28 protein-coding genes and 3 pseudogenes are annotated in these 25,961 nt (G+C 62.5%); 18 read left to right on the top strand and 13 right to left on the bottom strand.

Annotation, left to right across the window (positions count from 1 at the left end; translation table 11 throughout):
* Window positions 1–60 precede the first annotated feature (60 nt).
* The 4 genes from pgsA to LHFGNBLO_RS29070 all read left to right on the top strand — a co-directional run bounded on the left by pgsA (window position 61) and on the right by LHFGNBLO_RS29070 (window position 2,224).
* Window positions 61–657: a CDP-diacylglycerol--glycerol-3-phosphate 3-phosphatidyltransferase gene (gene pgsA, locus LHFGNBLO_RS29085; protein ID WP_258602709.1), complete on the top strand. Its 597-nt coding sequence runs from the start codon at window positions 61–63 to the stop codon at window positions 655–657.
* Between the two features lies 1 nt (window position 658).
* Window positions 659–913 carry a molybdopterin converting factor subunit 1 gene (gene moaD, locus LHFGNBLO_RS29080; RefSeq protein WP_258602708.1) on the top strand — a complete coding sequence of 85 codons (255 nt, stop codon included), beginning with the start codon at window positions 659–661 and terminating at the stop codon, window positions 911–913.
* Window positions 914–935: 22 nt separating this feature from the next.
* A complete protein-coding gene (locus LHFGNBLO_RS29075) occupies window positions 936–1,397 on the top strand; it encodes a molybdenum cofactor biosynthesis protein MoaE (protein ID WP_413774736.1) in 462 nt (153 codons plus the stop codon).
* Between the two features lie 68 nt (window positions 1,398–1,465).
* Window positions 1,466–2,224: a YbaY family lipoprotein gene (locus tag LHFGNBLO_RS29070; protein WP_258602706.1), complete on the top strand. Its 759-nt coding sequence runs from the start codon at window positions 1,466–1,468 to the stop codon at window positions 2,222–2,224.
* Here the strand turns inward: LHFGNBLO_RS29070 and LHFGNBLO_RS29065 are convergent.
* From LHFGNBLO_RS29065 to LHFGNBLO_RS29055, 3 genes and pseudogenes are all read right to left on the bottom strand, one after another.
* Window positions 2,221–2,370 (bottom strand): annotated as a pseudogene (locus LHFGNBLO_RS29065) (IS5/IS1182 family transposase); the annotation flags it as partial. The gene LHFGNBLO_RS29070 and the pseudogene LHFGNBLO_RS29065 sit on opposite strands and share 4 nt — an antisense overlap.
* A 24-nt stretch (window positions 2,371–2,394) precedes the next feature.
* Complete coding sequence (locus LHFGNBLO_RS29060; protein ID WP_258602705.1) at window positions 2,395–3,525, bottom strand: FAD-dependent oxidoreductase; 1,131 nt, start codon at window positions 3,523–3,525, stop codon at window positions 2,395–2,397.
* 315 nt (window positions 3,526–3,840) lie between these two features.
* Window positions 3,841–4,646 (bottom strand): annotated as a pseudogene (locus LHFGNBLO_RS29055) (helix-turn-helix domain-containing protein).
* Window positions 4,647–4,826: 180 nt separating this feature from the next.
* Here LHFGNBLO_RS29055 and LHFGNBLO_RS29050 point away from each other — a divergent pair.
* Window positions 4,827–5,213, top strand: coding sequence for a hypothetical protein (locus tag LHFGNBLO_RS29050; protein WP_258602704.1), 387 nt, complete (start codon window positions 4,827–4,829; stop codon window positions 5,211–5,213).
* A gap of 35 nt (window positions 5,214–5,248) precedes the next feature.
* Window positions 5,249–6,055 carry an alpha/beta fold hydrolase gene (locus tag LHFGNBLO_RS29045; protein WP_258602703.1) on the top strand — a complete coding sequence of 269 codons (807 nt, stop codon included), beginning with the start codon at window positions 5,249–5,251 and terminating at the stop codon, window positions 6,053–6,055.
* Window positions 6,056–6,121: 66 nt separating this feature from the next.
* Here the strand turns inward: LHFGNBLO_RS29045 and ndk are convergent, their stop codons facing one another.
* From ndk to LHFGNBLO_RS29030, 3 genes are all read right to left on the bottom strand, one after another.
* Window positions 6,122–6,544 (bottom strand): nucleoside-diphosphate kinase, encoded by a 423-nt coding sequence (ndk, locus tag LHFGNBLO_RS29040; protein ID WP_258602702.1) that lies wholly within the window; start codon window positions 6,542–6,544, stop codon window positions 6,122–6,124.
* Between the two features lie 95 nt (window positions 6,545–6,639).
* Window positions 6,640–7,275, bottom strand: coding sequence for a 5,6-dimethylbenzimidazole synthase (gene bluB, locus LHFGNBLO_RS29035; RefSeq protein WP_258602701.1), 636 nt, complete (start codon window positions 7,273–7,275; stop codon window positions 6,640–6,642).
* Window positions 7,276–7,301: 26 nt separating this feature from the next.
* On the bottom strand, window positions 7,302–7,994 hold the full coding sequence (locus tag LHFGNBLO_RS29030; protein ID WP_258602700.1) for a glutathione S-transferase family protein: 693 nt from the start codon (window positions 7,992–7,994) through the stop codon (window positions 7,302–7,304).
* 116 nt (window positions 7,995–8,110) lie between these two features.
* On the opposite strand from LHFGNBLO_RS29030, the gene LHFGNBLO_RS29025 reads away from it, so the two are divergent.
* Window positions 8,111–8,623: a DinB family protein gene (locus tag LHFGNBLO_RS29025; protein WP_258609942.1), complete on the top strand. Its 513-nt coding sequence runs from the start codon at window positions 8,111–8,113 to the stop codon at window positions 8,621–8,623.
* Between the two features lie 131 nt (window positions 8,624–8,754).
* The gene (locus LHFGNBLO_RS29020) at window positions 8,755–9,543 is read left to right on the top strand and encodes a GGDEF domain-containing protein (protein ID WP_258602699.1); all 789 of its coding nucleotides are present in this window, start codon (window positions 8,755–8,757) and stop codon (window positions 9,541–9,543) included.
* Between the two features lie 13 nt (window positions 9,544–9,556).
* Here LHFGNBLO_RS29020 and LHFGNBLO_RS29015 read toward each other — a convergent pair whose 3' ends face one another.
* The gene (locus LHFGNBLO_RS29015) at window positions 9,557–9,808 is read right to left on the bottom strand and encodes a hypothetical protein (RefSeq protein WP_258602698.1); all 252 of its coding nucleotides are present in this window, start codon (window positions 9,806–9,808) and stop codon (window positions 9,557–9,559) included.
* 68 nt (window positions 9,809–9,876) lie between these two features.
* Between LHFGNBLO_RS29015 and LHFGNBLO_RS29010 the strand changes: the two genes are divergently transcribed.
* Window positions 9,877–10,140: a DUF982 domain-containing protein gene (locus LHFGNBLO_RS29010; protein WP_258602697.1), complete on the top strand. Its 264-nt coding sequence runs from the start codon at window positions 9,877–9,879 to the stop codon at window positions 10,138–10,140.
* Window positions 10,141–10,200: 60 nt separating this feature from the next.
* Here the strand turns inward: LHFGNBLO_RS29010 and LHFGNBLO_RS29005 are convergent, their stop codons facing one another.
* The 3 genes from LHFGNBLO_RS29005 to LHFGNBLO_RS28995 all read right to left on the bottom strand — a co-directional run bounded on the left by LHFGNBLO_RS29005 (window position 10,201) and on the right by LHFGNBLO_RS28995 (window position 13,138).
* Window positions 10,201–10,503 (bottom strand): DUF982 domain-containing protein, encoded by a 303-nt coding sequence (locus tag LHFGNBLO_RS29005; RefSeq protein ID WP_258602696.1) that lies wholly within the window; start codon window positions 10,501–10,503, stop codon window positions 10,201–10,203.
* A gap of 165 nt (window positions 10,504–10,668) precedes the next feature.
* Window positions 10,669–12,747: an ATP-dependent helicase gene (locus tag LHFGNBLO_RS29000; RefSeq protein ID WP_258602695.1), complete on the bottom strand. Its 2,079-nt coding sequence runs from the start codon at window positions 12,745–12,747 to the stop codon at window positions 10,669–10,671.
* Between the two features lie 220 nt (window positions 12,748–12,967).
* A complete protein-coding gene (locus LHFGNBLO_RS28995) occupies window positions 12,968–13,138 on the bottom strand; it encodes a hypothetical protein (RefSeq protein WP_258602694.1) in 171 nt (56 codons plus the stop codon).
* Window positions 13,139–13,253: 115 nt separating this feature from the next.
* On the opposite strand from LHFGNBLO_RS28995, the gene LHFGNBLO_RS28990 reads away from it, so the two are divergent.
* The 3 genes from LHFGNBLO_RS28990 to LHFGNBLO_RS28980 all read left to right on the top strand — a co-directional run bounded on the left by LHFGNBLO_RS28990 (window position 13,254) and on the right by LHFGNBLO_RS28980 (window position 16,958).
* Window positions 13,254–13,415 carry a hypothetical protein gene (locus LHFGNBLO_RS28990; protein WP_258602693.1) on the top strand — a complete coding sequence of 54 codons (162 nt, stop codon included), beginning with the start codon at window positions 13,254–13,256 and terminating at the stop codon, window positions 13,413–13,415.
* Window positions 13,416–13,878: 463 nt separating this feature from the next.
* On the top strand, window positions 13,879–15,639 hold the full coding sequence (locus tag LHFGNBLO_RS28985) for a type I secretion system permease/ATPase (RefSeq protein ID WP_258602692.1): 1,761 nt from the start codon (window positions 13,879–13,881) through the stop codon (window positions 15,637–15,639).
* Between the two features lie 2 nt (window positions 15,640–15,641).
* Entirely contained in the window at window positions 15,642–16,958 is a 1,317-nt protein-coding gene (locus tag LHFGNBLO_RS28980) for an HlyD family type I secretion periplasmic adaptor subunit (RefSeq protein WP_258602691.1), read from the top strand.
* A gap of 32 nt (window positions 16,959–16,990) precedes the next feature.
* On the opposite strand, the gene LHFGNBLO_RS28975 is transcribed toward LHFGNBLO_RS28980, so the two are convergent.
* Window positions 16,991–18,019 (bottom strand): LysR substrate-binding domain-containing protein, encoded by a 1,029-nt coding sequence (locus tag LHFGNBLO_RS28975; protein WP_258602690.1) that lies wholly within the window; start codon window positions 18,017–18,019, stop codon window positions 16,991–16,993.
* A 111-nt stretch (window positions 18,020–18,130) separates the two neighbouring features.
* Between LHFGNBLO_RS28975 and LHFGNBLO_RS28970 the strand changes: the two genes are divergently transcribed.
* The 4 genes from LHFGNBLO_RS28970 (at window position 18,131) to LHFGNBLO_RS28955 (ending at window position 20,685) form a co-directional block, all read left to right on the top strand.
* On the top strand, window positions 18,131–18,964 hold the full coding sequence (locus LHFGNBLO_RS28970) for a hypothetical protein (RefSeq protein ID WP_258602689.1): 834 nt from the start codon (window positions 18,131–18,133) through the stop codon (window positions 18,962–18,964).
* The gene (locus LHFGNBLO_RS28965) at window positions 18,958–19,863 is read left to right on the top strand and encodes a DMT family transporter (protein ID WP_258602688.1); all 906 of its coding nucleotides are present in this window, start codon (window positions 18,958–18,960) and stop codon (window positions 19,861–19,863) included. Before LHFGNBLO_RS28970 ends, LHFGNBLO_RS28965 begins: the two co-directional genes overlap by 7 nt.
* Window positions 19,856–20,074: a hypothetical protein gene (locus LHFGNBLO_RS28960; RefSeq protein WP_258602687.1), complete on the top strand. Its 219-nt coding sequence runs from the start codon at window positions 19,856–19,858 to the stop codon at window positions 20,072–20,074. The genes LHFGNBLO_RS28965 and LHFGNBLO_RS28960 overlap by 8 nt, the downstream gene beginning before the upstream one ends.
* Window positions 20,075–20,238: 164 nt before the next feature.
* Window positions 20,239–20,685, top strand: a complete 447-nt coding sequence (locus LHFGNBLO_RS28955) for a MucR family transcriptional regulator (RefSeq protein WP_319944185.1) — start codon at window positions 20,239–20,241, stop codon at window positions 20,683–20,685.
* A 184-nt stretch (window positions 20,686–20,869) separates the two neighbouring features.
* Here the strand turns inward: LHFGNBLO_RS28955 and LHFGNBLO_RS28950 are convergent, their stop codons facing one another.
* Both LHFGNBLO_RS28950 and LHFGNBLO_RS28945 read right to left on the bottom strand, forming a co-directional pair.
* A complete protein-coding gene (locus tag LHFGNBLO_RS28950) occupies window positions 20,870–21,541 on the bottom strand; it encodes a Crp/Fnr family transcriptional regulator (RefSeq protein ID WP_258602686.1) in 672 nt (223 codons plus the stop codon).
* A 295-nt stretch (window positions 21,542–21,836) separates the two neighbouring features.
* Window positions 21,837–22,064, bottom strand: coding sequence for a hypothetical protein (locus LHFGNBLO_RS28945; protein WP_258602685.1), 228 nt, complete (start codon window positions 22,062–22,064; stop codon window positions 21,837–21,839).
* Window positions 22,065–22,700: 636 nt separating this feature from the next.
* Here LHFGNBLO_RS28945 and LHFGNBLO_RS28940 point away from each other — a divergent pair.
* A complete protein-coding gene (locus LHFGNBLO_RS28940; RefSeq protein ID WP_258602684.1) occupies window positions 22,701–24,578 on the top strand; it encodes an ABC-F family ATP-binding cassette domain-containing protein in 1,878 nt (625 codons plus the stop codon).
* Window positions 24,579–24,783: 205 nt separating this feature from the next.
* Window positions 24,784–25,777: pseudogene (locus LHFGNBLO_RS28935) on the top strand (IS5 family transposase); the annotation flags it as partial.
* Window positions 25,778–25,961: the final 184 nt, after the last annotated feature.

The following is a 25,961-nucleotide window of genomic DNA, read 5'->3' as shown; positions in this document are numbered from 1 at the left end:
CTGTTGACCCCCCACATTCGCTTCTGATTTGAGTACGCAGGAAGAAAGAGTTCCCCGCACATGGCCAAGCGCGCGTTCAACCTGCCCAACATGCTCACCTACGCCCGCATCATCGCGGTGCCGCTGGTCGTGTTGTGTTTTTTTCTCGAAGGGCACCTGAAATCGAGCGATTTCGCCCGCTGGTTGGCGCTGATCATCTTCCTGCTGGCGTCGATCACCGATTATCTCGACGGCTATCTGGCGCGTGCCTGGCAGCAGACCTCCAACATCGGCAAGATGCTCGACCCGATCGCCGACAAACTGCTGGTCGCCACTTGCCTGCTGCTGCTGGCAGCCGACACCGATCGCCATGCCGGCATCGCTGGCTGGTCACTGTGGGCGGCGATCATCATCCTGTGCCGCGAAATCCTGGTCTCGGGCCTGCGCGAATATCTGGCGGCGCTGAAGGTCTCGGTGCCGGTGACGCAGCTGGCCAAATGGAAGACCGCCATCCAGATGGTCGCCATCGCCTTCCTGCTCGCCGGCCCTGCCGGCGACAAGATCTTCCCGCTGACCACCCAGACCGGGCTGGTGCTGCTGTGGATCGCGGCGCTGGTCACGCTCTACACCGGCTATGATTATTTCCGCGCTGGCCTCAAGCACATCATGGACGAGTGAGATGACGAAGCTCATCTATTTCGCCTGGGTGCGCGAGCGGATCGGCAAGCCGGAAGAGGATGTCGACCTGCCTGACGGCATCGAAACCGTCGCCGACCTGTTGCGCTGGCTGAAATCGCGCGGGGAGGAATACGAGCACGCGCTGGAGTATCCCGATGTGATCCGCGTCGCCATCAACCAGGAACATGTCGAGCACCGCGAGAAGATCGCCGGCGCGCACGAGATCGCGCTGTTCCCGCCGATGACCGGGGGCTGAAACCGTGTCCGGCGTGGTGCCGATGGTGCGCATCCAGGCGCAGGATTTCGACGTCGCCGCCGAGATCGCCAGGCTGACCGCCGGCCGCGCCGACATCGGCGCTATCGTGACCTTCTCCGGCCTTTGCCGCGACGAGCAGGGCGCCTTGTCGGCGCTGGAACTCGAACACTATCCCGGCATGGCCGAGGCCGAGATCACCCGCATCGCCGCCGAGGCGGTTCAGCGCTGGCCGCTGCAGGGCCTCACCGCCATCCATCGCCACGGCAAGATCGCCCCCGGCGAAAACATCGTACTCGTGGTGGCGGCTTCCGCCCACCGGCAGGCGGCGTTCGAGGCTGCGAATTTTCTGATGGACTATCTGAAATCGCGCGCGCCCTTCTGGAAGAAGGAACACCGTGCCGACGGCTCCGAGGGCGGCTGGGTTGATGCCAAGGAAGCCGACGACAAAGCCGCCTTGCGCTGGAAGGCGCCGCCGTCCGAATAAAATCTCGCCGCAGCCATGCATTGACCGCAATCCCTTGGCCAAATCGGGTTCGGCAAAGGGAGATGGTCATGCTGGACAGGATCGCCGAATTCTTCATCTTCGGGTTCGTGCCGCTGGTTGTCGGCATACTCGCCGTTCCGGAACTGTCCGTAGCCGCCGAGAGAACCCTGAAGGGCGAGGTGATGTACCGCGAGCGCATCGCGCTGCCGCCCAACGCCGTGCTGTCCGTGCAGCTTGCCGATGTGTCGCTGGCCGATGCGCCGGCGGCTGTCATCGGCGAGCGCAAGGTGGCGCCGGCCGGCCAGGTGCCGATCAAGTTCGAGATCAGCTTCGATCCCCAGGTGATCCGGCCTGATATGACGTATGCGCTGCAGGCGCGCATCACCGTCGACAACAAGCTGATGTTCATCTCCGACACCCGCCATCAGGTCGACCCGCTGAGCGATGCGCCGCAGACCATCATGCTGAAGATGGTGGCGCAGAATGACGCGGCCGCGGTGTTCGGCCAGAGCTGGCTGATCGAATATATCGACGGCATCGGCGTGATTGCCGAGCCGCAGGCGACGTTCCGGATCAGCGAGGCCGGCAAGGCCGGTGGCAGCGGCCCTTGCAACGTCTACTTCGCCACCGCCAAGGTCGACGGTTCGACGATCGCCATCAGCGACATAGGCTCGACCTTCAAGGCCTGCGCGCCCGAAATCATGGCCGAGGAAAAGGCGCTGTTCGAAGCGCTGGCCAAGGCCGCTTCCTACCATGTCGACGCCGGCAAGCTGGTGATATCGGACAAGGACGGTCGCGATATCCTGCGCTTCAACGCCGCGAGTTAGGTCGTAGACTCAAAAGCACGCAGCCACAGCCGCATTGAGGCGAGTTGAACCATGGCGAGGACGTTGGCCGCCAGCTTGTCATAGCGGTTTGCGACGCGGCGGAACTGTTTCAGCTGAGTGAAGAAGCGCTCGATCAGGTTGCGCTGCCATCTGCAGACAGTGCCTTCCCGTCATGCAAGATGCTTGCTGAACAGGTCGACCACGCTCTGGGGCGCGGTATCGTCGAAAAACCGCTTGAGGTTCTGCGCGGTCTCTCGGGCAACCTCGCTGCTTCGGGGGAAGAGGCCGTTTTCATACGCGGCGAGTGCGGCTTCGATGTCATCGGGATTGGCAAGGAGCGCTTGGGCAAGCTCCGCGCCATCATACATGGCAAGGTTGGCACCTTCGCCTGCAAAAGGAGACATCAGATGCGCTGCATCGCCGAGTAAAGTTAAGCCTGGCACCCGGTTCCATCGATGTCCGACCGGGAGCGCATAGATCGGTCGAAGCACTGGTTCGATTTCGCTTCCCGTTATGAGGGCAGTTAGCTGCGGAGCCCATCCTTTGAATTGCTCAGCGATACGAGCCAAGCCAGCTTTTGCGTCGCTGAAATCGAAGGAAGCGACCCAGTCTTCTGGCTTATTCAAGGCCACGTAGATGTGCAGAGTTCCGTCTGCATTGCGATGCGCTAGGATGCCTTTGCCCGGAGCAACTGCCATGAGCGTGCCGCTGCCGATCGCATCCGCGCTTGCCTTGTGGCGCGTGTCACCATCGAAAAGGAATGTCTCGACGAAACAGGTGCCCGTGTAGGCGGGGTTTGAATCTGAAAGAAGCGGACGGACCTTCGACCACGCGCCATCGGCGCCTACGACAACGTCGCAAGTAACCGTGGAGCCGTTCGCGAAGGTAACTTCGTGTCGTCCGCCCCCGATCGCTGCCACAGACGTAACCTTATGATCCCAATGGATCATTCGGGCCGGGATCGAATTGATAAGCATCTTCCGAAGATCGCCCCGGTCCACTTCGGGGCGCTCGCCGGTGTGGCTGCCAGGTCTGTCGAATAAAACGTTGCCGTCTTTATCGACAATGCGTTTTGCATCTTCGCCTGGGCGGACCAGTCGAAGAAATGAACTAAACAGACCTGCGGCCTTGAGGGCGATCTGACCATTATACTCGTGAATATCGAGCAGCCCTCCCTGCGCTCTCGCGTCAGCCGAGACTTCAGCTTCATAGACCGTAGCTGCGACGCTATGAAAATGTAGAACGCGGGCAAGTGTGAGGCCACCAAGTCCTGCGCCGATGATTGCAATCGGATTTCGCATGTTCGCGCTCCTATTGTCGCAGTCAGCGTCTGTTGCTGACGGCTACCATTAGCCCGATGTGTCGTCGGGCAGTTGCTTTCGGAGACGCTGGCCGAACCATGCGAAGCGCATAGTTGACGTGTATTCGACTAACCTGCCGAGCGTGTCACGCTGAGATCAGGCAGTCGTTTTTCGCGACGGCGGTGAAGTTAAATCGGTTCGCCGCGCGAAGCAAGATTCATCGCCTGGTGGGGCCGGCTAAGGCTTTTCGGCGCGCCCATTTATGGGTTCACGGCCTAGTTCCCGGTTCGAACCGACGGTTCGACGTCGTCCAGGTCACGCCAGCGCGGCCTGCTCCCGCACCATGGTCTTGACGATCTCGATGGTCTGGTCGTCGGCCGGAAACAGCATTTCCAGGGCGAGCTCCGCCAGCGTCACGTCGTCGGGCGTGCCGAAAACGTGGTGGTGTTGAGGAAGGACACTGTGCCGAGACGCGTTGCGATGCGCAGCGGTGTGGCCAGCCGCTGCGACGCCTCCAGGCCCTCCAATGCTTCGGAATTGGCTGGTGCCGGATAGGTCATCACCTCGGCCAGCGGGCCCTGGATGTTCGCGTCGGCACGCGCCTCGATCTGCTGACGCAGCACCTGCACCGTGTGGGCGCGCCACTCTCCGAAGTTCAGGATGCGGGGACCCATGCCGGCCGGATGCAAGATGAGACGTACGGCATTGACGGGAGTGCGCATGAGTTCGGCCGAGCAGCCCTCATAGAGCTGCGGCAACGCCGAATTTGACAGCACCACGTTCCAATGACGGTCGACCGCGAAGGCCGGATAGGGCTTGTGTGCCTGCAACACGCTGTCGATGGCCTTCACGGCCGCCTCCAGCTCCGCCAGTGAGCGCTCGGGGAAGGCAGGGGCAAAGCCCGCGGCGAGCAGCAGCGTGTTCTGGTCTCGAAGCGGCACGGCAAGGCACTCGGCCAGGCGGGCAATCATCTCGCGGCTTGGCTGCGAGCGACCGGTCTCGAGATATGACAAATGCCTGGTCGAACTCTCTGCCGCCAGCGCGAGATCGGTCTGCGTCATCCGGCGCCGTTCGCGCCAGCGTCGAAGCAGCACGCCGAAAGGGATTTGATGCACTGTCATCGGCGGAGCCTAACGCGCGCTGCCGCATCGGTTCAATGACCTCTGTGGTCAAATTCACCGTGATCGAGCCGTCGCTTTTTGACCTCCGAGGTCATGGATTTTTGTCTCCCTCCAGCCGAATTCTCCATCACGTGAGGTGCCTCAACGCCTTCACGCCAGATGTTCAACGGAGTGAGAACCATGAGCGAGACCAGGAATATCGATGCCCAGACCTTGGCCGACCGCTATGTCGCCGTGTGGCACGAGACTGACGAGCACCGTCGCCGCGACGCCATTGCCGCGCTGTGGGTGCCTGATGGCCAGCACTATGTCGGGGAGCGCGCCGCGCGCGGCTACGAGGCGCTCGAAGCGCGCATTCGCGGGTCGCATGAAAAAACGTCAGGGATGACGGCAACCGGTTCCGCGCTGTCTCGAATGCCCGGCTGCTGCGTGACGTCGTCACCGTTCTACTGGGAAATGCTGCCGGCCGATAGCGAGACCGTGCTGGCGACCGGTCTCGAAATTCTGACCGTCGACGCAGAGGGGCGCATCCTCGTCGACTACCAGTTCGTCCCGGCCAGACCGTGATCGCGGAAAACACCGATCTTATCGAGGAGACAAAAATGCCTTTCATCACCGCAACGGACGGCACAAGACTCTTTTGGCGGGAATGGGGGCAGGGTCAGCCGATCCTGTTCCTGAGCAGCCTCGGCTTCGGCAGCCAGATGTGGGACTACCAGATGATCGCCTTCGCCGAACAGGGGTTCCGTTGCATCTGCTTCGACCGCCGCGGTCATGGCCGCTCCGACCATCCTGCCGCCGGCTATGACCACGACAGCTTCGCCGACGATATCGCCACGCTGATTAGGGAACTCGACCTCTCCGGCATCACTCTGGTCGGTCATTCCATGGCGGGCGGCGAGGCGGTCCGCTATCTCACCCGGCACGGCAGCGGCCGCGTGGCGCGGCTCATCATGCTGGCGCCGATGACGCCGAAGCTTTTGAAGTCAAACGACAATCCGGGCGGTGCGCCGAGGGAAGGCTTCGAGGCTTTGTGGGCTCTGTGGAAGAACGACTATCCGAAATGGGTGGCGGACAACATCGCGCCTTTCTTCATTCCAGAAACGTCGCCCGGCATGATGGTCTGGGGAAGCACACTGGTGCAGGTTTCCGTTCCGGTGGCGCTGGCTTGCAGCCGTGACATGGTCGAGCAGGATTTTCGCGCCGAGCTCAGGCAGATCGCGCTTCCCGTTTTGCTGATCCACGGCGACCGCGACCGCTCGGCGCCGATCGAGCTCACTGGAATACCGTCGGCGAGCCTCATCCCCGACTGCCGCTTCCTGGTCTACGAGGGCGCGCCGCACGGCATGATGTTCACGCATATGGACCGGCTGCATGCCGACATGCTGCAGTTCGTGCGCGAGACCTAGACCGTTCGGCCAATGAAAAAGGCCGGCGAAAGCCGGCCTTTTCGGTTCAGTCGTGGCAGTGTCGGATCAGCCGACGATCTCGGTGTCCGAGAACCAGTACTTGATCTCCTGCGCGGCGGTTTCCGGCGCATCGGAGCCGTGCACGGAATTCTCGCCGATCGACAGCGCATGCACCTTGCGGATGGTGCCTTCGGCGGCGTTGGCCGGGTTGGTGGCGCCCATCACTTCGCGGTTCCTGGCAATCGCGTTCTCGCCTTCCAGCACCTGAACGATGGTCGGCGCCGAGGACATGAACTCCACCAACTCGCCGAAGAACGGGCGCTCCTTGTGCACGGCATAAAAACCTTCGGCTTCGCGGCGGCTCATCCACACCCGGCGCGAGGCGATGACGCGCAGGCCGGCCTCTTCCAGCATCTGGGTGATGGCGCCGGTGAGGTTGCGCCGGGTCGCATCCGGCTTGATCATGGAAAAGGTGCGTTCGAGCGCCATGGGGTCGTCCTTGTCTGAGAATGGAATTGAGGGTGGCGGGCTCTATACAAGCCGCCCGGCCCATTGCCAAGGGGAGGAGGCTGATCCTGTCCTGGTCAACGCGTGATGACCATCGAAGGCCGCCGGAACTCCCAGCCTTCCCGTTCCAGTGTTGGCACGGCGTGTTCCTCCGAGGGGTAGCCGACGCAGAAGTAACCGATCAGCGTCCACTCAGGCGGTGCGTCGAGGATCGTCGCCATCTCTGCCGGGTCCAGGATCGAGACCCAGCCCATGCCTATGCCTTCGGCGCGCGCCGCCAGCCACAGGGTGTGGACCGCCATGACGGCCGAATATTCGATGGTGGCAGGCATGGTCAGGCGGCCAAGTCCGTGCCCTTGCTCGGTTGTGCGGTCGGCGAAAACCGCGAACTGACAGGGCGCCTCGTTCAGGCCGGCGAGCTTCAGGCGGGCATAGAGCGCGGCGCGCTCGCCGCAGAGCGATGTCAGCGCCTGCGCATTGCAGCGTTCAAAGCAGGCTTTGACGGCCTCACGGCACTCAGCGCTCTCGACCACGACAAAGCGCCAGGGTTGGCTGAGCCCGACGGAAGGGGCAATGCTGGCGAGGTCGAGCAGCCGCTCCAGCGCGCCTTCGGGCAGCGGCGTCGGTTTGAACCGCCGCACATCCCGGCGCCACAGGAAGAGGTTGACGAGCTCGGCGCGAAAACCGTCGGCAAATTCCGGGCCTGACGTCATGGCTCTATCGTCTCGGACCAGCGTCACTATGCTGCCGCCGCGACCTTGCGGCCGAGCCCGCCATAGAGGTCGAGGCAGCGTTCGAACCATTGCGCTACGGTGTCGTTGTCGTCGAGCAACCGGTAGGGCGAGGCGATGCGCGCCCATTGCAGTGCGCCGAAGACGATGTAGTCGGCAAACAGCGGCGATTGGCCGCCGATGAACGGCTGGTAGCCAAGCATCGAGCGCAGCGGCTCCAGCGAGGCGCGAAATCCGGCAAGCCCGGCGTCGCGAGTGGCGAAAACATCCTCCAGTTTTTTGCCGAAACGCTGCTCGCGATTCTGACGGAAATAGGCGGCGTTCGCCTCGTCCTGCATGGCGTGGAGGTCCATGATCGCGGCTGACGTCACATAGGGATGGATGGTCAGTTGCGACCAGCGCTCGATGAAGCGTGCCGCGGCCTTGCCGCCGTCGCCGCAAAACAGTGTCGGCCGCTCGGGGTAGGCCTCTTCGAGATAGAGCGCGATGGCGAAGGAATCGGCGACCACGCTGTCGCCGTCGCGGATCACCGGAACGAGTTTCGAGATACCGCCTTCGACATGAGGGACTTCGAGAAAGCGCGTCGGCACGCTGGAGATGTCGAGCCCTTTGTGGGCGATTGCCATCGCCGCCTTCCAGCAATGCGGGCTGAAGGGGCGGGTGGCGTCGCGTCCGACGAGCTCATAGAGCACAATGGTCATTGGCGAGAACGTTCCTGCGGTTGGAGCAAAAGGATCCTCTGATGGAGCATTCTGTTTCCATCACTGCATCCTTTGCTCTAGGTAAGCCGGGATTCGATGTGAGGCGGGTGAAAATGATGAAACAGCATTTCATGATGTTTGCGGCCTATAATCAATGGGCCAATGGCCGCATCTACGATGCCGCCGCAGACCTCAACGACGAAGAATTCAACCGCAATGTCGGCGCCTTCTTCGGTTCGATGATGGGCACGCTCAATCATCTGCTTACCGCCGATCGCATCTGGATGAAGCGCTTCACCGGCGAAGGCGATGCGCCGGCCAGCCTCGACGCGATCATGCACCGCGCCTTGCCCGTTTTGCGGATGGCGCGCGAGTCCGAAGACAGAAGAATCATCGACTGGGTCGGCGGCCTCAGTGACAAGGCGCTGTCGGGCCGCTTCACCTACATGACCATCTCCGACATGCGCACCGTCTCGCAGCGGTTGGCGCCGGCGCTGGATCATGTCTTCAACCACCAGACCCATCACCGCGGCCAGGCGCACGCGATCCTGACGATTCTGGGCCGGCCATCGGTGCCGCTCGACCTGATGCTGTTCCAGCGTACCGAAGAAGGGCGCATATACGCTTGATCGCGCCTGCGTCTGCTCGATGAACATGCGCCTCTTTGACGGGCGGTTAACCACATTCGAGTTGAAAGCAAAGTCTTAGGACTTCGTTTGCGTTACCGCGTCAAAATGGCAGGTCTAGTGGGAGCAATGGCATGCGGATCGATTTGTCCCCCACGAGCTGGGGCAGGGTCATAGCGGTCACCATCGTCGGCACGGCGATCTGCATCGGCGCCGCGTTCTTCGTTGATTCCTATAATTTTCCCCATCTGTCGCCTGAGGCGCTGCGGTGGGCGAAGCTCACCGATCTGCTTTTGCCGCTCGTGCTGGGCGGCTCGTTCTTCTTTTTCCTGATGTTCAAGATGCGCCAGCTGGCCATCGCCCAGAGGGAACTGACCATTGTCGCGGCGACCGATAGCCTGACGTCGGTGTTCAACCGCGGCGCCTTTTCAATGCTTGTCGAAGCCTATCTCGACCGGGCGCGCAGCCACACGGTCGTCAATGCCGGCGCCTTGCTGATCGTCGACGCCGACCATTTCAAGACCATCAACGATCGCCTCGGCCATGACTGCGGCGACCAGGCGCTCAAGCTGATCGCCAAGACGATCCAAAGTCAGCTTCGTGGTGCCGACATCGTCGGGCGCATTGGCGGCGAGGAATTTGCAATCTTCCTTCCCGGAGCCGACCCGGCGCAGTCCTGGCTGGTTGCCGAGGGGATCAGGCGGCGAATTCGCGAGGCGGAGTTTTCCCCGGATGGGCGACCTTGTCCGCTCTCGGTGAGCATTGGCGGCGTCGCGTTCAGCGGACCCACCACCTATGCCGACATGTTCCTGTTGGCGGACAAGCACCTCTACAAGGCCAAGTCGAACGGGCGCGACCAGGTCAGCTTTGAAACGACAGGATTGCGCGGTCTGCCGGCCGTCGACCCGGCAACGTTCCATTGAACACCTGCCAGGGCTACTCCATGTCGGGCACGTCGCCGCTGACGAACAGCACGGTCGGCGGGCCATAGTCGCCGAGCGCGGGGTCGGCGTCCCGGCTCCAGGCGATCACGCCGACATGTTTTGCGGCCAGCGCCCTGGCGGTGCGGATGGCGCGATCCTCGCTCTGCTGGTCGGCCGGCCCGAAGGCGGGGAACAGTTCGCCGTCCTCGCCGCGGTCGAAAGCGACGACGACGATCAGCTTTGGGTTCTTTTGGCCATCAGACATGTTGGGAACCTATCATATCGTTGCGAATTGAGTCGCGTTCGGGTTCAGCTTCTGGTGAGATGATTCCCATGCGGGATCAGCATTTCGACGAGCCGGTTCGTGTCGCGCTCGGCAGGTCGGGGAACATCGTCTTTACCGTCGAGCGCGTCGCCCAGGCGGCCGACATCCTGCTCAATCGCTGGCCCGCCAAGACGGGCCGCTATCACATTGCCGCCCGCAAGGCCTGCCTCGCTGCGCTGGAAGGGTTGAGGGAGGCCCGTTACGCCCGTGCGGCGTTCATCAACGCGGCAATCGAGGCCGACATCCTGGTCGAGCGCGACAGGGTGGTTTGATCAAACCTAACAGCCCACGCCGGAGCGCGGGCTATTTCAATTCCTGAGTTAGGGCAGCCGTCAGGCGGCGTAGCCGCCAAAGCCGCGAGCCACAGGCTTGACCGAGATGACAGGCGCGGCCGCGGGCCACAGAATGCCTGCCGTGACAGCAAAAGTGATGAGGGCGTCGCGCGCGGCGTCGGTCGAGATGTCGCCGTCGCGTGCGGCCTCGCAAGCCCTGACGGCGGCGCCATAGCTCAGGCGCCGGCGCGACGGCGGGAATTCGGTCAGGAACTGGTGCATGTCGAACAGCGAAGCGAGCATGCGCTTGTGGCCGGCGCCCACGGTCACCGCAACCGGGGTGAAGAACATCCTGTCGTGCATTCTGGCCTCTCTGGATGGGCGGAGATGGCGGCGGACGCCGCTCTCCGATCAGGGGTCGGACGCCGGGAAACGCGGATTGCGGCGGGAGGTTCCATGACGCGGAAATTTGTTTTTGCCCGCACCGATTCGCGCCGGCGCATCCGCACCAGGGGCAGGCGACTGTTTCTATTTCCACATGCCGCGCATGCGGGCGCCGAGGTCGACGCGCACCTGTGGCTGGCGGCGCGGATCGTCCTGCGCATGGACACTTGCCCATGACGTCTGCTCGAAGGCGCCGAGGATCGAGGCCGGGATGAAGCGGGTGCGCGAGGCATAGACGTGGCGGTCGCCGCGCGCCGCCTGGCCGTGCGTGAAAAAGCGCTGCGGCGTCACCAGATGCAGGCCGTCCTTGGCCCGCGTCATCGCCACGTAGAGCAGCCGGCGCTCCTCATCGATGTCCTCCTTGGTGCCGACGCCGAGATCGGCCGGGATGCAGCCATCGACAGTGTTGAGCACGAAGACGTTCTTCCACTCCTGGCCCTTGGCCGAATGGATGGTCGACAGGATCAGATAGTCCTCGTCGCGATGCGGCGGCCCGGCCTGGTCGCTGGTCGCATCCGGCGGATCGAGCGTCAGTTCGGTCAGGAAGCGCTCGCGCGAGGCATAGCCCGAGCCGATCTGTTCGAGCTGCAACAGGTCCGCCCGGCGCGTCGTCGCGTCCTCGTGGATGCGTTCGAGATGCGGCTCGTACCAGAGACGCACCTGTTCGAGGTCGGCCGGCCATTTCGCGCCTGCGCGCAGGCCGGAAAACAGCGCGACGAATGCCGGCCAGTCTTCCGCCGCGCGCTGCGGCGGGCGGAAGCGAGCCAATCCCATCGCCTCGTCGAGCGACGTCGCCATGGTCTCGACGATCTGCGACGCCGCCGAAGGACCGATGCCGGGCAGAAGCTGCAGCACCCGGAAGCCGGCGACGCGATCGCGCGGGTTCTCGGCAAAGCGCAGTACGGAAAGCACATCCTTGACATGGGCGGCATCGAGGAACTTCAGCCCGCCGAATTTGACGAACGGGATATTGCGGCGCGTCAGCTCGATCTCCAGCGGCCCGCTGTGGTGCGAGGTGCGGAACAGCACGGCTTGCGCTGTCAGCGCCGTGCCGGCCTCGCGTTCGGAAAGGATAGCCTGGCAGACATAGTTCGCCTGCTCGGCCTCATCGCGGACGCTGACCAGCTTCGGCTTTTGCGAGGATTTGCGTTCCGACCACAGGTTCTTGGTGAAGCGCTCCGAGGCCTCGGAGATGACCGCGTTGGCGGCGGCCAGGATGGTCTCGGTCGAGCGGTAGTTGCGCTCCAGCATGACCACATCGGCGGCCTTGGCGAACTGCTTGGGGAAATCGAGGATGTTGCGGACCTCGGCGGCGCGAAACGAATAGATCGACTGCGCGTCGTCGCCGACCACCGTCAGCCCGGCCCCGTCCGGCTTCAGCGCCAAAAGGATCGAGGCCTGCAGCCGGTTGGTATCCTGGTATTCGTCGACCAGCACATGGTCGAAGCGCTGACCCAGATGCGCGGCAATTTCCGGTTCGGCGGCCATCTGCGCCCAGTAGAGCAGCAGGTCGTCGTAATCGAGCACGTTCTGCGCCTGCTTGGCTTCAACATAGGCGGCGAACAATTGCTTGAGCTGTTCGGCCCAGCCGGCGCACCAGGGAAACACCGAACCCAACACCTCGCCGAGCGGCGCCTGCGCGTTGACCGCGCGCGAATAGATCGCAAGGCAGGTGCCCTTGGTCGGGAAGCGGCTTTCCGTCTTCGAAAACCCCAGCTCGTGTCGGGCGAGGTTCATCAGGTCGGCGGAATCCTCGCGGTCGTGGATGGTGAAGGCCGGATCGAGGCCGATCTCCAGCGCATAGTCGCGCAGCAGCCGGGCCCCGATGCCATGGAAGGTGCCGGCCCAGGTCAGCGCGTCGGTGATGACAGAGGCATCGCGGCCCAACACCTCGCCGGCGATGCGCTGCACCCGCTTGGCCATTTCAGAGGCGGCGCGGCGGGAGAACGTCATCAAAAGGATGCGGCGCGGGTCGGCGCCTCTGACGATCAGATGCGCGACGCGGTGCGCCAGCGTGTTGGTCTTGCCGGAGCCCGCACCGGCGATCACCAGCAGCGGCCCGGCGACCGCGCCGTCGCCATGCTCGACGGCCAGGCGCTGCTGGTCGTTCAGCTTGGCGAGGTAGGCCGGCTGCAGGCTCGAATCACTGACGGCAAGGTTCATTGCCCATCAAGCATCGTTTCTGCTTTGTTCGCAACGGGTGAGGAGTGGTCCGCGTTAGCGGACGAAAAGCCAATTGCTTGGCTTTTCGAACGACGAACGGTGAAAGTTCGGTCCGCCTTCGGGCGGATTGAAACGTCCAGTGGACGTTTCAAAGGACTTGACGCCCGAAAGGGCTGATAGCGGCAGCGAAGGGCAGGACGAAGGCGGTGCTGCACTCGGATTAACGCTGCGGCTCAACGCCCATCGCCGCCGATTGCCGTCTCAGCGCCTCGCGATCGCCCTGCGACGGCACCAACAGCGGGTCGACCGTGTCCGGCACCTCGTCGATCACCTTTTTGGTGACTCGATAGGCTACGTAGACGAATGCACCGGCTAAAAGCAGACGGATCATGGTCGCAATTCTCCATTGATGGGACCAACCGGCAAGGCGGCGTTTGGTTCCCGCCTAAGCGAGGCCGCGCAACCAAATCGACAGCGTCTCGTTTCTCCAACGAGAGGAGGTTGCGATGAAAAAGCTCCCGATCTTGCTGGTAGTGGCGGCGGGGTTGGCTGTCGCGGCTTGCGACAACAACATTCCACCGACCAAAGCTCCAGTCGACCAAAACCCGCAGGCTGAGCCTGTACCGACGACTGGCAGCGACCAGCCCGGCACGCCACCGGCGCAGTGACGATCTCAGGCGGGGAAACGAAACCGGGCGAGGGAAGAAGGCCGGCGCCGCTTGGGAGGTTGCCTGATAGCGCCGGCCAGGCGGATATCAGGTCCGCCGCACAACAGACATAGCTGAGTCTTTCCCCTGCGTCATGCCACGATTGCGGGCGGTCGTCGGCTGTTCACAAATCGATCGCGTGAAGAGAGTATGAGTTTCCAGTTTCCAAGCCTGACGAATGCAGCCTGAACAACGTCAGGGAATTGAACTAAAATTTATCGAACGGTCAGTAAGATATTTTACCGCATCAAGCAAAGTTACCATCACGCATTGCGTGAAAGAATGCTTATTGTCCGAAGTATGCCGGAGTTACTTAAGGCAGGTCTAATATATGGCGATATTGTCTGTTCATTTCGGGCCTATGGTGGGAATGTTGCGGGATCGAGCCAAAAGAAAGGGACGGCCCTGAATGACGAGAACCGGCATGGCCGCTCTGTTTTCGAAGAGCATTTTCGACATCGGCTTGTTCTCGATGATCATCAATGTCCTGCTGCTGGTAATGCCGCTGTACCTGCTGCAGGTCTATGACCGGGTCCTGCCTGCCGCCAGTGTCGACACGCTCATCTACCTGTCTGTCATCGGCATTCTTGCGTTGGCATTCCTCGGTCTGTTCGAGATCGTCCGCTCGATCTATTCGCAGCGCGTGGCGGCTTCGATCGACAAGCAGCTGGCATCGCGAGCCTTCAGGGCCTCGCTATCGGGTCCGCGCGCCGATACGGGCGATATCCAGCCGCTGCGCGATCTTGCCACGGTGCGGGCCTTTGTCGGGTCGCGTGGCCTGATGACCTTGTTCGACCTGCCTTTCGCGCCGTTCTTCGTCGTGCTGCTTGGCTTCATTCACCCGGCTCTGTTCTGGCTGACGCTTGGCGGAGCGGTGATCATGATCATTCTGGTGCTGCTCAACCAGCTGATCAACGGCAAGAACGCGGCCGCGGCCTCGGAGCAGTCGGTGCGGGCCAATCTTGCCGCGCAGGCTTTTGCCCGCAACGCCGACACGTTGAAGGCGATGGGCATGAGCCGCAACGCCACCGAGGTCTGGGGCAGGTCCTTTGGCAGCGCGCTCAACGTCCAGGACCGCTCGGCCGCCGTCAATGCGGTGTTCAGCGGCATTTCCCGGTCAACCCGCATGCTGTTGCAGCTTGCCATCCTGGGTGTTGGCGCGTCGCTGGTTCTGGCCAGCGAGATGACGGCCGGCATGATCTTTGCCACCTCGATCATTTCGGGCCGGGCGCTGCAGCCGCTCGACCAGTTGATCGGCGGCTGGCGCCAGACCGTCGATGCGCGACGGGCCTGGCAGCGCTTGCAAAGGTCGTTGCCGGAAGGCGGCCACGAAGCGCAGAAGCTTCAGCTCCCAACGCCGACGGGAAAGCTCGCGGCGCGCGACCTGATCTTTGTGCCGCCGGGCTCGCCGCCGGGAACCGAGCCGATCATCAAGCGCCTGAATTTCGAAATTGGCGCCGGCGAGGAAATTGCCATAGTCGGCCCGAGCCGGGCCGGTAAGTCGACGCTGGCGCGGCTGCTGGTCGGTGCCATCCAGCCCAGCAGCGGCTTAGTGCAGGTCGATGGCGCCGATCTCAGGACCTGGGACCAGGATCAGCTTGGCCGCAGCGTCGGCTATCTCGCACAGGACGTGCAACTGCTGCCCGGAACGATTGCGGAAAACATCTCCCGTTTCGATCCGGCAGCTACCGACGAGGCCATTGTCGCGGCGGCACGGCATGCCCAGGTGCACGAGCTCATCCTGTCGCAGCGCGACGGCTACCAGACGCAGATCGGCTCCGCGAACGCTGCCCTGTCCGGCGGCGAACGCCAGCGGATCGGGCTGGCGCGGGCGTTTTACGGAAACCCCAGGATACTCGTTCTGGACGAACCCAACGCCAATCTCGACCGGGACGGTGAGACGGCACTCGAACATGCGCTGGAGCAGGCGCATGGCGATGGCACGACAGTGGTGATCATCACCCATCGCATGTCGATCGCCGCAGCCTGCAATCGCGTCCTGCGGCTTCGCAACGGTGCCATCGAGGCGTTTGGCCCCAGCGCCGATATTCTCGGCCAGAACGGTGAGGCCAGGGACAGGCCGAAAGCCGCTGACCCGGCGCCCCAGATTCAACTGGGCGCATTCAGCACCGGCAGTCAGGGCACCGGCCGCTGGACCCGGTCGCTCAAAGCCGAGCGGACCTGACCATGACCGCTATCGGCACCTGGGAAAAGTCTGTTCGCTCGGATACGCGATGGATCGCGCTCGGCGGCTACGGCGCAATCGCGCTGCTGGTCGGATGTTTCGGCTATTGGGCGGCGACCGCGCCGCTTTCGGGGGCAGCTGTCGCTCACGGCACCATCGCGGCCGCCGGCCGCAACATTCTCATCCAGCATCTCGAGGGCGGCATCATTAGGGATATCCGCATTGCCGAAGGCGATCGCGTGCTGGCCGGACAGGAATTGATCGTTCTCGACAGCACGGCGGCGAGGACGCAGGTCAACCGGCTGAAGAAGCAGTTTGTATCCCTGTCGGCAGCTGCCGAGCGGCTTGCCGCCGAAAGGGACGGTATGGATATGGTTCGCTTCGACCAACGCACCGAGGCCAGTGCGGCCGACGCCGAACTCGCTAAACTGATCGAAGAACAGAAGAAGGAATTCGATGCCCGTCTGGCCCGGTTCCGCTCGGAACAGGGCATTCTCCAACAGCGTGTTGCCACGCTCAACGAGTCTCTCGTCGGCCTCGGTGCGCAAAAGCAGGCGATCGAAAACCAGCTCGTGATCGTCGAAGATGAACTCAAGCGCAAGAAGACGCTGGTCGACAAGGGGCTGACCAACCATTTCGAATACACCCTGATCCAGCGCAATCAGGCTGACCTGATCGGGCAGGTCGGTTCGATTACGTCCGACCTCGCCTCGACGCGAAGCCAGATCGTCGAGGCGAAAGAGCAGATCGAGCGGGGCAAGACGCAGCGGGTCGAACAGGCGGTCAGCCAGCTTTCGGAAACGCGCACCTCCCTGGCCGACGTCGAAGAGCAATCCTTTGCCGCCGAGGCCATTCTGCGCCGCACGATCGTGAAATCGCCCAGCGACGGCATCGTCGTCTCCGCCGTCTACAATTCGCCCGGCAGCGTCATTTCGCCCGGCGAAAAGCTGATGGAAATCCTGCCGACCAGTTCGCAGGTGATCGTCGAGGCGCGGCTGAGCCCGCGTGATATCGATTCCGTCCATGTCGGCCAGAGCGCCCGGCTGCGGCTATCCGCGCTGAATACGCGGCTGACGCCGGAGGTCGCGGCGACGGTGACCAACGTGTCGGCCGACAGGTTGATGGATGAGAGCACCCACGAGCCCTACTATCGGGCGCGATTGCATATCGCCGAGAACCTTCCCGCCAACGTCGCCGTCGGCCAGCTCTATCCGGGCATGCCCGTCGAAGCGTTCATCAGCACCGGCGACCGCACCTTTGCCGAATATCTGGTGCGGCCGGTTCTGGACTCGTTTCAGCGGGCGTTCGTCGAGGAGTGATCTCAGGCAGTTCTTGCCGAAGAGGGCTGGGTTCAGCGGTCTTCCCGACCAAGGTGGGCTGCATGGATGGCACGAAGGTGTCCATTGCCTGACGGCTTTCGGTTTGAGACTCCCCGCCTTTCAGCGCCGATCTCGATATCCAGCTGGCTTTGCGTCAGCGCCGCCTCGGCCATCACCCAATGCTTGAACACCGCCACCTTGCGCGCGGCAAGGGTCTTGTCCGGGCAGACGAAATACCACCCGGCGGTGTTCGGGTGGTGCACCGCGAACGGAGCCACCAGGCTTTCGGCACGGATGTCGCTGGCCACGTAGGCGCGGTTGGCCACCGCAAAACCCATCCCGGCATTGGCCGCCTCGTAGGACATCATGCACGAATCGAAGTAGATGCTTTTGGCCTCGCTGAGCACGAAACTGGCACCGGCGAAGCCGAGCCAGGATTGCCAATTCTGCGTGCAGGTGTCGGAATGCAGCAGCGTGAAGTGCCTGAGGTCGTCCGGCGTCGTTTTCGACAGCGGTCTGTCGCCCAGAACCTGACGGAAGAGTTTGCGGCTGCATACCGGCGTCAAATCTTCGCTGAACAAGAGGTCGGCCTGCAGCTCGGGAAAGCTGCCGTCGCCATAGCGAATTTCGACATCGAACTCGGACGTCGCGAATTCATGCGTCGCATAGGAAGTCGCAACGCGCATCTCGATCTCGGGATACTGCTCCTGGAACATAGGCAGGCGCGGAAACAGCCAGCGCGCTGCGAATGTCGGCAGCACCGATATTTTGAGCACATGTTCCTGCGACTGTCCGGTCGCTTCCATGCTCGCCGCGACGATGCGCTCCAGCGCTTCGCGAACGCGCGAGACATAGGTTTCGCCCTCCGGCGTCAACGAAACGGCATTGCCGCCGCGCAGGAAAATCTTGAAGCGCAACTGGTCCTCAAGACTTTTGACGCGCTGGCTGACCGCAGAAGCAGTTATGAATTGCTCTTCCCCGGCGCGCGTAAAGTTCTTGTGCCGCGCAGCACTCTCCACGATCTTCAATGAGTTGAGGTTGACCTGACTGAGCAGACGCACGGGTTTCGACCTTAAGCTTGGCTTACGGTAGCACCAGCATTCCTAATTTTACAGGGGGGGTTGATTTATTCAACTGTCATTTAAGTCTCGCCCCCATCCTGGAGAAGTAAAATGAACGCACACAGCATCCCTGACCTGCGCTATGCGATGAGCCGTGAAGCCATCATCGGTCATGAGACGTCCTGGAAAATCTCGAGTTTCGGCGTCGCGCAATACCTTCACGGCTACGACCCGGCGCTGCTCGCGGCAATAGAGGATGCCGCATTGAAGCTCAAGGACAGCCACGCTGTGCACAAGCACCTCGATCTGACCTTCATCACCGGCGCCGACCGCTTCATCCCGGAGATCAAGGAACTGATCAACGACAAGCTCAGGCTGGAGCGGCTGTCCGACATGATGGGCACAAGGCTGGAGCCTTATCCGCTGTCGATCGTCGGCTCGACCGTGACCTTCATGAATCCCAGGGATGGCGCCGTCGACTGGCATTGCGACGGCGTTCCGGTCACAGAACTCATCCCGCTGTCGATCAGCGACCCGCTGGTCGGCGGCCATCTCGAAATCTACTGCGACGATTCCGAAACCGGCCGTGCGATCCTCGAATCCGGCCGTGAAATCCCGCGCAACCGCGTCATGCGCATCGACCACAAGATGAACTATGCCACGCTTGGCCAGTTTCTCGGCGTCCTGCACCGCACAGCACCCATCCAGCTCGGCTCGCGCGTCACGCTTGTGCTCAACCAGCGCTCGGTGGCCAAACCCTATGTCGACGACAACCGCATGTTCTATCTCGCCGCCGACAACGATCTCGATCGCGAGTGGGTCAACGAACTGGCCGAGGACGTCTGGACCAACCAGCTGCCGGCCTATCGCCGCCACGAGGAGGAACGTCCCGTGCCGGCAGCGACCGACACGCCGGTTTCGGGTGGGGCAAGGGATTCATGGTAGCCCAATCCGCGCTGGTCTTCGCCGCCGGCGCGGTTGCCCTTTGGTCGACCAACGCACTGGTCGGCAAATCCCTGCTGGCAAGCCACGAGGTATCGCAGGTGCAGTTCCTGCAATTTGTCGGCGCGGCGCTGGTCTTCGTCGCCATCCGGTTGATGAGCAGGGAAAACGTCCGGCGGGAAAATGCCCCGCCGGAAAGTGCCGTGGCTGCGGCCAGGACCATGCTGGTGCCGGTCGCGGTCGGCTTCATCGGCTTGGTCGGCACGATGGTGCTGCAATACATCGCTTTCGCCTCGATGCCGGTGATCGAAGCCAACCTCGTCGCCTACACCTGGCCGTTGATGGTCGCGGCGGCGGTGATTGCGCTCGAAAAACCGCAGCGCCCGATGCTGCTGGGGGTGACCGCGGCCCTGGGCTTCGTCGGCGTGGCGCTGGTGATTTCGGGTGGCCGCGACCAGTCCTTTCTCCAGGGCAATCTCGTCGGTTACCTCGCCGCATTCGGCTCGGCGCTGTGCATGGCCTTCTATTCGATCGCCGTGGCCCGCCTTGCCGTTGCGCCGGACCGCCTGCTTCTGCCATCGGCCCTGATCGGTGTGATTCTGACATTGCTGTGGTGCCTGCACGACGGCATCGTCTGGCGCGCCGATGCCGACCTCCTTCTCGGGCTTTATCTCGGGGCCGGCCCGATGGGGCTCGGCTATTATTTCTGGTCGCGTGCCCTGAAGCTCGAAGGCGGCGGCAAGGTTGCGGTCGTCGCCTATCTCACGCCGATCGCCTCGACACTTCTGCTGACCCTGTCCGGCGAAAGGCTGACCATGACGGCGATTGCCGGCGCCATCCTCGTCATCGGCAGCTGCATTGCGGTCGGCGTCGAGCGTTCGGAGGCTGAAAACCATGCTTGACAACGATGAACGTCTCGCCAGGCAGGAAGCGCACTGGCTGATCAGGGAGTTCGGCGCCGAGGCTCCACTTTATGCCGCGATGAGAGCGGAAAAGGCGATCGAGCAGAAAGATTTCGGGCGTTGTGCTCGCTGGAAGCGTATTCTGGAGATACTGGCCGACTCCAGCCCTGCCAAGTCTGCTGGCTCGAAGTCTACCGTTTCCAAGTATTAGATTTTCTAATTTGCGCCGCTGCAATCTTCCATGGAAATATCCGCTGGCAACGATTCTTGATGGTTTACTTAAGGTTTAGCGATCCGTTGGGGATGCAACCAAATCGATACATCGAGAAAAATCCAAAAAAAAGCGGCGAATAACCGCCGACAGGAGAAAAAGAATTGTCCAGTATCGACAACAAGACAGCTATGGAACTGACCGCCGACATCGTCTCGGCCTATGTTGGCAACAATCCGCTTCCGGCATCCGGCCTGCCGGATCTGATTGCCAGCGTCAGCGCATCGGTTCGCAAGCTGGGCAGCATGGATGCGGTGGAAAGCCCCAGTCTCATTCCGGCGGTTAACCCGAAACGGTCGGTGTTTCCCGACCACATCGTCTGCCTGGAGGATGGAAAGAAGTTCAAGTCGCTGAAGCGCCACCTTAGCTCGGACCATGGCCTCACTCCGGACGAGTATCGAGCCAAATGGAGCCTGCCGCCGGACTATCCGATGGTGGCGCCAAGCTACTCCGCGACCCGCTCGGCGCTGGCAAAATCCTCGGGGCTTGGCCGCAAGCCGGCTGTGCCGCTCGCTGCAGCCAAGGCGACGAAGCGCAAGGCAAAGGCCTGATCGCGGAGCGACGGGGGTATACCTGAAGGAATACCCGCCTCTTCGCGCCGACAGACAGCACTGGCAGGCAGCGCATCGAGTTCAGGTGCGCTGCCTTTCCATTAGGCTGCGGGATTTGAAAGTGCGGACGCCGCCATCGAAGCATGGCGCCCACTGAACTTGAGGCTTCTCCGCCCCTCCGGTTTCATCGCCTTATCTGCGGCTGATCATGCAGAACAACGCTCAGCAACGAGCTGTGCACCACAAGCTTTCCATTGTACTCGATGAATCCAAGATCGCGGAACTTGTTCATGAAATAGCTTACCCTCGGCCGCGTTGTGCCGATCATTTCGGCGAGCGTCTCCTGGCTGACCTTGCCGAGAATGGGTTCAGGCCTGCCTTCCTTGCCGAAATTTGCCAGCATGAGAAGTGCCCGTGCCAGGCGCTTTTCGCTCGAATTGAAAAGCTGATCGACCAGATCCTCTTCGACGCGGATGGTTCGTGCCAGAAGGTGGGCGATGAACATTTCCGAAAAGGCCGGCTCGTCGTGAAGGACGCGCATGATCGCCTTCTTGTCGAGCCGCATGATTTCGCAATCCGTCATCGTATTTGCCGTGGCCATGCGTCGGGTCTGTCCCGCCAGGCAGCCTTCACCGAAGAAATCGTCGGTCCCCATTATGGCGACGACGGCTTCCTTTCCCTGTTCGGACAGGACACTGACTTTGACCTGGCCCTCGTTGATGTAGAAGACCGAATCCGCGACATCGCCTTGCGAGAATATCTTCTGGTTGGGTCCATAGTGTGTAATCGTGCGCCCAAGATCGGCTTTCGCCAGAAAAATCTTCGGATCGAACGGCTGATCTGATTTGCCTTCCATCAATGCCCCCATCGACTGACAAGACTGATTTCCTGACTGATAATATCATGATCCCGGCAAGGCATCAGCTTCGATGAAGCAAATCCAGGTCCTGCGGTCCGGTCAGTATTGACCAGACGCGGCTCGCTGCGAGGGCTATTCCAGCTCCAGTCGGCGTCATTCGGGTCACCCTCCCTCCCGATCTCCTGGCGTCTTGATGAGTTCCCGGCCGGGGCTTTTCGCCAGGCAAGGCATGCCAAACGGTTTGACGTCGATGACTTGAGGGTGAGCGGGAAGCAGAACGCCAGGCGCAACACTACCGTGACATTGCCAAAGTTCCCTGGGCCAAAGTTCCCCGGGCCAAGGCTCCCTGGGATGCAATTTCCTCTCGCAACGTGTCGGCAATCTCCGCCAGACTGTGTCCGGCCTCGGGATGAGCGTCGAGCAGCAGGATGGCAACGGCTGCTATGTCCAGTCTGCGTTGATGCCGCCCGGCGTCGGAAACGGCATCTGCGATCTTGAGCGCCAACGGAAGCGTGGTCATCCGCGAACCTCCAATGCGCGCTGGTTCGTTCGGGTCCGGCTGCAACTCGTAGCGCGCCTCCCGATCCAAGCCAAGCTGTTGCCACTGTCGTGCAGAAATCCCCGGCCGGGGGTTCTGCTGTCGCAATCCAATCATGGGGGGGACGATTGCATTCCGCCAGCCCTACAAGGTGTAGGACACACGCCGGGCGCCCGTCTGTTCAATATTGACCACCCGGGCGCGGACAGCATGGCGATAGACTTAACCCCAAGCCTCCGCCTTCAGCAAGACGATAGTAATTGTTGTAACTGTCAGCATCGGCTCAATCGGAAGTGGAATGTCTGCAAGAAAAAATCGAACGTTCTAGCCCGTCGACGGTCGTCGACTCTTGGCACGAGCCGGACAAAGCGCATGATCAACTATCCATTTGATTCAATTGAATGCAACATCGTCCAGGATCGCGCGGCGATGGGCGCTGGCGCGTTTCAGGAGTAGGCCTGGTGCGGTCTGCTTCGGCGGGTCGCTGAGAGCTGACACAAGGTTCGCAGACAAGGCCCCCAATCCGGCCCCACTGCTTCTGACCGTTTTCATGCCTTATGCGGTCAACCGGCCCGCAAGGTCTTGCGAAGCGCTGACGTCCCGTGCAAAAGCGCGGCCATGCTTGTTATTTCAGACCTTTCGCTCCGCATGGCCGGACGCCTGCTTCTCGACCATGCCTCGCTGACCTTGCCGGCCGGCACCAAGGCCGGGCTTGTCGGCCGCAACGGTACCGGCAAGACGACGCTGTTCAGGGCGATCACCGGCGACCTCGCCTCCGAGACCGGCTCGATCGGTCTGCCCAGGAACACCCGCATCGGCCAGGTGGCGCAGGAAGCGCCCGGCACCGAAGAGCCGCTGATCGAGATCGTGTTGAAGGCCGACCTCGAACGCTCCGCTCTGCTCGAAGAGGAAAAGACGGCGACCGATCCGCACCGCATCGCCGACATCCACATGCGGCTGGCGGACATCGACGCGCACTCAGCCGAGTCACGCGCGGCCACCATCCTTGCCGGTCTCGGCTTCGATGACGACGCCCAGCGCCGCCCAGCCTCGTCCTTCTCCGGCGGCTGGCGCATGCGCGTGGCACTCGCCGCAGTGCTGTTTGCCGAACCCGACCTGCTGCTGCTCGACGAGCCGACCAACTATCTCGACCTCGAAGGCACGCTGTGGCTGGAAAATTACGTGTCGAAATATCCGCACACGGTGCTGCTGATCTCGCATGATCGCGACCTGCTCAACCGTGCCGTTAACTCCATCGTCCATCTCGACCAGAAGAAACTGACCTTCTGGCGCGGCGGCTACGACCAGTTCGAGCGCCAATACACCGAGCAGCGCGAATTGCAGGAGAAGGGCCGCGTCAAGCAGGAAGCCGCGCGCAAGCACATGGAGTCCTTCGTCGAGCGCTTCCGCGCCAAGGCTTCCAAGGCCAGGCAAGCGCAGTCGCGCATCAAGGCGCTGGAGAAGATGAAGCCGATCGCCGCCATCGTCAACGACACGGTGCGGCCGTTCTCCTTCCCGGAGCCGGTGAAGACGGTGGCCTCGCCGATCGTGGCGCTGAACAACGTCAATGTCGGCTATACCGAGGGCCAGCCGATCCTGAAGAAGATGACGCTGCGCATCGATGCCGACGACCGCATCGCGCTGCTCGGCGCCAATGGCAACGGCAAGTCGACCTTCGCCAAGCTTCTGTCCGGCCGTCTCAAGCAGGAGACCGGCACCATGACGGTGGCGCCCGGGCTGAAGGTGGCGATCTTCGCGCAGCACCAGCTTGACGATCTGAGGCCGGACGAAAACGCCTATGAGCATGTCCGCCGGCTCATGCCGGAAGCGCCGGAATCGAAGGTGCGCGGCCGCGTTGCTCAGTTAGGCCTGACCACCGAAAAGATGAACACCGCCGCCAAGGACCTGTCCGGCGGCGAGAAGGCGCGGCTGCTGATGGGCCTGTCGGCCTTCGAGGGGCCGAACCTGTTCATCCTCGACGAGCCGACCAACCATCTCGACATCGACAGCCGTGAATCGCTGATCCATGCGCTGAACGAGTTTCCTGGCGCCGTCATCCTGATCTCGCACGACCGCCATCTGCTGGAAGCGACGGCCGACCGGCTGTGGCTGGTCAAGGACGGCGCAGTCAACCCGTTTGACGGCGACCTCGAGGACTACAAGACGTTGGTCACCGGCGTGTCGGGCGACCGCCGCGGCAAGCGCGAGGCGGAAAAGGCGTCAAAGGCCGACCGCCGCCGCGATGCGGCAGCGCGCCGCGCCGCCTTCGAGCCACTGGCCAAGGAAATCCGCGCCACCGAGGCGCTGATGGACCGCATCCGCAAGCGCATCGACGGCATCGAGGACGAGCTCTCCAACCCGGCGGTCTACGAAAGGGATCCGTCGACCGCGACGCGGCTGGCCAAGGAACGCTCGCAGTTGGCCCAGACACTGGCCGGCCATGAGGAAAAATGGCTGTCGATGTCGGCCGAGTATGAGGAAGGCACGGCGGAGTAGGGGCGGGTTCTTCCCTTCTCCCCTTGTGGGAGAAGGTGTCGCCGAAGGCGACGGATGAGGGGTGCTCCAGAGGACACCGGCGCTTCATTCCGTCCAGCACCCCTCATCCGTCTCGGCGCTGCGCGCCGATCCACCTTCTCCCACAAGGGGCCTGTTGCAAAATTGGCTGGTTGTGATTCCCTGTTTTTGACAGGAGGATCGTTCGATGACGACGAAGCCGAGCGGGCAGTTCAGTTTTGTGGAGGCTCTGCTTCCGCAGGGTCTTGGTCGGAGCGGGCGGCTGGACCGGCTGTCGTCGCTTGTGAAGTGGTATCGCTTCGAGAAGATCCTGGCGCGGCTGCGCTCGCCCGGCGGCCCGGGCCGTCCTGCCTACAGTTCGCTGGTGATGTTCAAGGCACTGCTTCTGCAGTCCTTGTACGGGCTGTCGGACAGCGAGTTGGAGGAGGCGCTCGCCGATCGGCTGTCGTTTCGGCGCTTCGTCGGCCTGACGCTCGAGGAGACGGTGCCCGACCACACCACGCTCAACCGCTTTCGCAATCTTCTCGTCGAGGCCGGGCTTCTGGAGAAGCTGTTCGGCGAACTGGACCATCAGCTGGACAAGGCGGGGCTGATCCTGCGGCGCGGCACGATGCTCGACGCCACCGTTATCGAGACGGCAGCGGCACGGCCGCCCAGTGGAGCGGCGCAAGAGGCCGGCGAGGCTGGCGATCCCGATGCCGGCTTCACGCGCCGGCAGGGCAAGCCTGGCTCCTCCTATGGCTACAAGGCGCATGTCGGCGTCGACCAGGGGTCCGGCCTGATCCGCCGGGTGAGGACGACGGCGGCCAACGTCAACGACACGGTGGAAGCAGACCATCTCATCTGTGGCGACGAAGGCGCGGTGTTGGCGGATGCGGCCTATCATACCAAGGCGCGCGAGTTGTCGCTGAAGGAGCGTGGGATCAAGCCGCGGCTGATGCGGCGGGCCAACAAGCATCATCCGCAATTGCCGGCGCGCCTGCAGCGCTTCAACCGGCTGATCGCGCGGCAGCGTTTCGCTGTCGAGACCACCTTTGCCACATGGAAGAACCGCATGCGGCTTCGCGCCATCCGCTATCGCGGCTTGGCCAAGGCGGCTGGGCAGGTTCTCATCGCCGTCATGGCCTTCAACATGCGCCGCTGGGTGACGCTGGCGACCTGATCCAGGGCCGCACTGCGCCCGAAATCCGCCCAACACGCCAAACCCTAACCCATCCGGCGACAGGCCCGCGCCGAAGGGCACTCCGAATTGGCCCTTACTTCTCCTCTTGCCCTCCCACCCTAGTAACGCAACAGGCCCACAAGGGGAGAAGGGAAGGTCTCATCTGGCCCTACACGCCACATTCGGAACCGGCTAACGTCGCC

This window comes from Mesorhizobium sp. AR10, assembly GCF_024746795.1.
Taxonomy (GTDB): Bacteria; Pseudomonadota; Alphaproteobacteria; order Rhizobiales; family Rhizobiaceae; genus Mesorhizobium.
This window is presented reverse-complemented; position numbering and strand designations above follow the sequence as displayed.

What these genes read in the sequence shown, in the direction of transcription:
- LHFGNBLO_RS28985 (WP_258602692.1), top strand. Translation starts at nt 13,879, where the DNA reads ATGGCCGCTCTGTTTTCGAAGAGCATTTTCGACATCGGCTTGTTCTCG.
- LHFGNBLO_RS29070 (WP_258602706.1), top strand. Translation starts at nt 1,466, where the DNA reads ATGCTGGACAGGATCGCCGAATTCTTCATCTTCGGGTTCGTGCCGCTG.
- LHFGNBLO_RS28950 (WP_258602686.1), bottom strand. Translation starts at nt 21,541, where the DNA reads ATGGAAGGCAAATCAGATCAGCCGTTCGATCCGAAGATTTTTCTGGCG.
- LHFGNBLO_RS28945 (WP_258602685.1), bottom strand. Translation starts at nt 22,064, where the DNA reads ATGACCACGCTTCCGTTGGCGCTCAAGATCGCAGATGCCGTTTCCGAC.
- LHFGNBLO_RS28970 (WP_258602689.1), top strand. Translation starts at nt 18,131, where the DNA reads ATGAACGCACACAGCATCCCTGACCTGCGCTATGCGATGAGCCGTGAA.
- pgsA (WP_258602709.1), top strand. Translation starts at nt 61, where the DNA reads ATGGCCAAGCGCGCGTTCAACCTGCCCAACATGCTCACCTACGCCCGC.
- LHFGNBLO_RS28980 (WP_258602691.1), top strand. Translation starts at nt 15,642, where the DNA reads ATGACCGCTATCGGCACCTGGGAAAAGTCTGTTCGCTCGGATACGCGA.
- LHFGNBLO_RS29060 (WP_258602705.1), bottom strand. Translation starts at nt 3,525, where the DNA reads ATGCGAAATCCGATTGCAATCATCGGCGCAGGACTTGGTGGCCTCACA.
- LHFGNBLO_RS28995 (WP_258602694.1), bottom strand. Translation starts at nt 13,138, where the DNA reads ATGATCCGTCTGCTTTTAGCCGGTGCATTCGTCTACGTAGCCTATCGA.
- moaD (WP_258602708.1), top strand. Translation starts at nt 659, where the DNA reads ATGACGAAGCTCATCTATTTCGCCTGGGTGCGCGAGCGGATCGGCAAG.
- bluB (WP_258602701.1), bottom strand. Translation starts at nt 7,275, where the DNA reads ATGACGTCAGGCCCGGAATTTGCCGACGGTTTTCGCGCCGAGCTCGTC.
- ndk (WP_258602702.1), bottom strand. Translation starts at nt 6,544, where the DNA reads ATGGCGCTCGAACGCACCTTTTCCATGATCAAGCCGGATGCGACCCGG.
- LHFGNBLO_RS29075 (WP_413774736.1), top strand. Translation starts at nt 936, where the DNA reads ATGGTGCGCATCCAGGCGCAGGATTTCGACGTCGCCGCCGAGATCGCC.
- LHFGNBLO_RS29050 (WP_258602704.1), top strand. Translation starts at nt 4,827, where the DNA reads ATGAGCGAGACCAGGAATATCGATGCCCAGACCTTGGCCGACCGCTAT.
- LHFGNBLO_RS29010 (WP_258602697.1), top strand. Translation starts at nt 9,877, where the DNA reads ATGCGGGATCAGCATTTCGACGAGCCGGTTCGTGTCGCGCTCGGCAGG.
- LHFGNBLO_RS28990 (WP_258602693.1), top strand. Translation starts at nt 13,254, where the DNA reads ATGAAAAAGCTCCCGATCTTGCTGGTAGTGGCGGCGGGGTTGGCTGTC.
- LHFGNBLO_RS28940 (WP_258602684.1), top strand. Translation starts at nt 22,701, where the DNA reads ATGCTTGTTATTTCAGACCTTTCGCTCCGCATGGCCGGACGCCTGCTT.
- LHFGNBLO_RS29020 (WP_258602699.1), top strand. Translation starts at nt 8,755, where the DNA reads ATGCGGATCGATTTGTCCCCCACGAGCTGGGGCAGGGTCATAGCGGTC.
- LHFGNBLO_RS29015 (WP_258602698.1), bottom strand. Translation starts at nt 9,808, where the DNA reads ATGTCTGATGGCCAAAAGAACCCAAAGCTGATCGTCGTCGTCGCTTTC.
- LHFGNBLO_RS29000 (WP_258602695.1), bottom strand. Translation starts at nt 12,747, where the DNA reads ATGAACCTTGCCGTCAGTGATTCGAGCCTGCAGCCGGCCTACCTCGCC.
- LHFGNBLO_RS29025 (WP_258609942.1), top strand. Translation starts at nt 8,111, where the DNA reads ATGAAACAGCATTTCATGATGTTTGCGGCCTATAATCAATGGGCCAAT.
- LHFGNBLO_RS28960 (WP_258602687.1), top strand. Translation starts at nt 19,856, where the DNA reads ATGCTTGACAACGATGAACGTCTCGCCAGGCAGGAAGCGCACTGGCTG.
- LHFGNBLO_RS29030 (WP_258602700.1), bottom strand. Translation starts at nt 7,994, where the DNA reads ATGACCATTGTGCTCTATGAGCTCGTCGGACGCGACGCCACCCGCCCC.
- LHFGNBLO_RS29005 (WP_258602696.1), bottom strand. Translation starts at nt 10,503, where the DNA reads ATGCACGACAGGATGTTCTTCACCCCGGTTGCGGTGACCGTGGGCGCC.
- LHFGNBLO_RS29045 (WP_258602703.1), top strand. Translation starts at nt 5,249, where the DNA reads ATGCCTTTCATCACCGCAACGGACGGCACAAGACTCTTTTGGCGGGAA.
- LHFGNBLO_RS28965 (WP_258602688.1), top strand. Translation starts at nt 18,958, where the DNA reads ATGGTAGCCCAATCCGCGCTGGTCTTCGCCGCCGGCGCGGTTGCCCTT.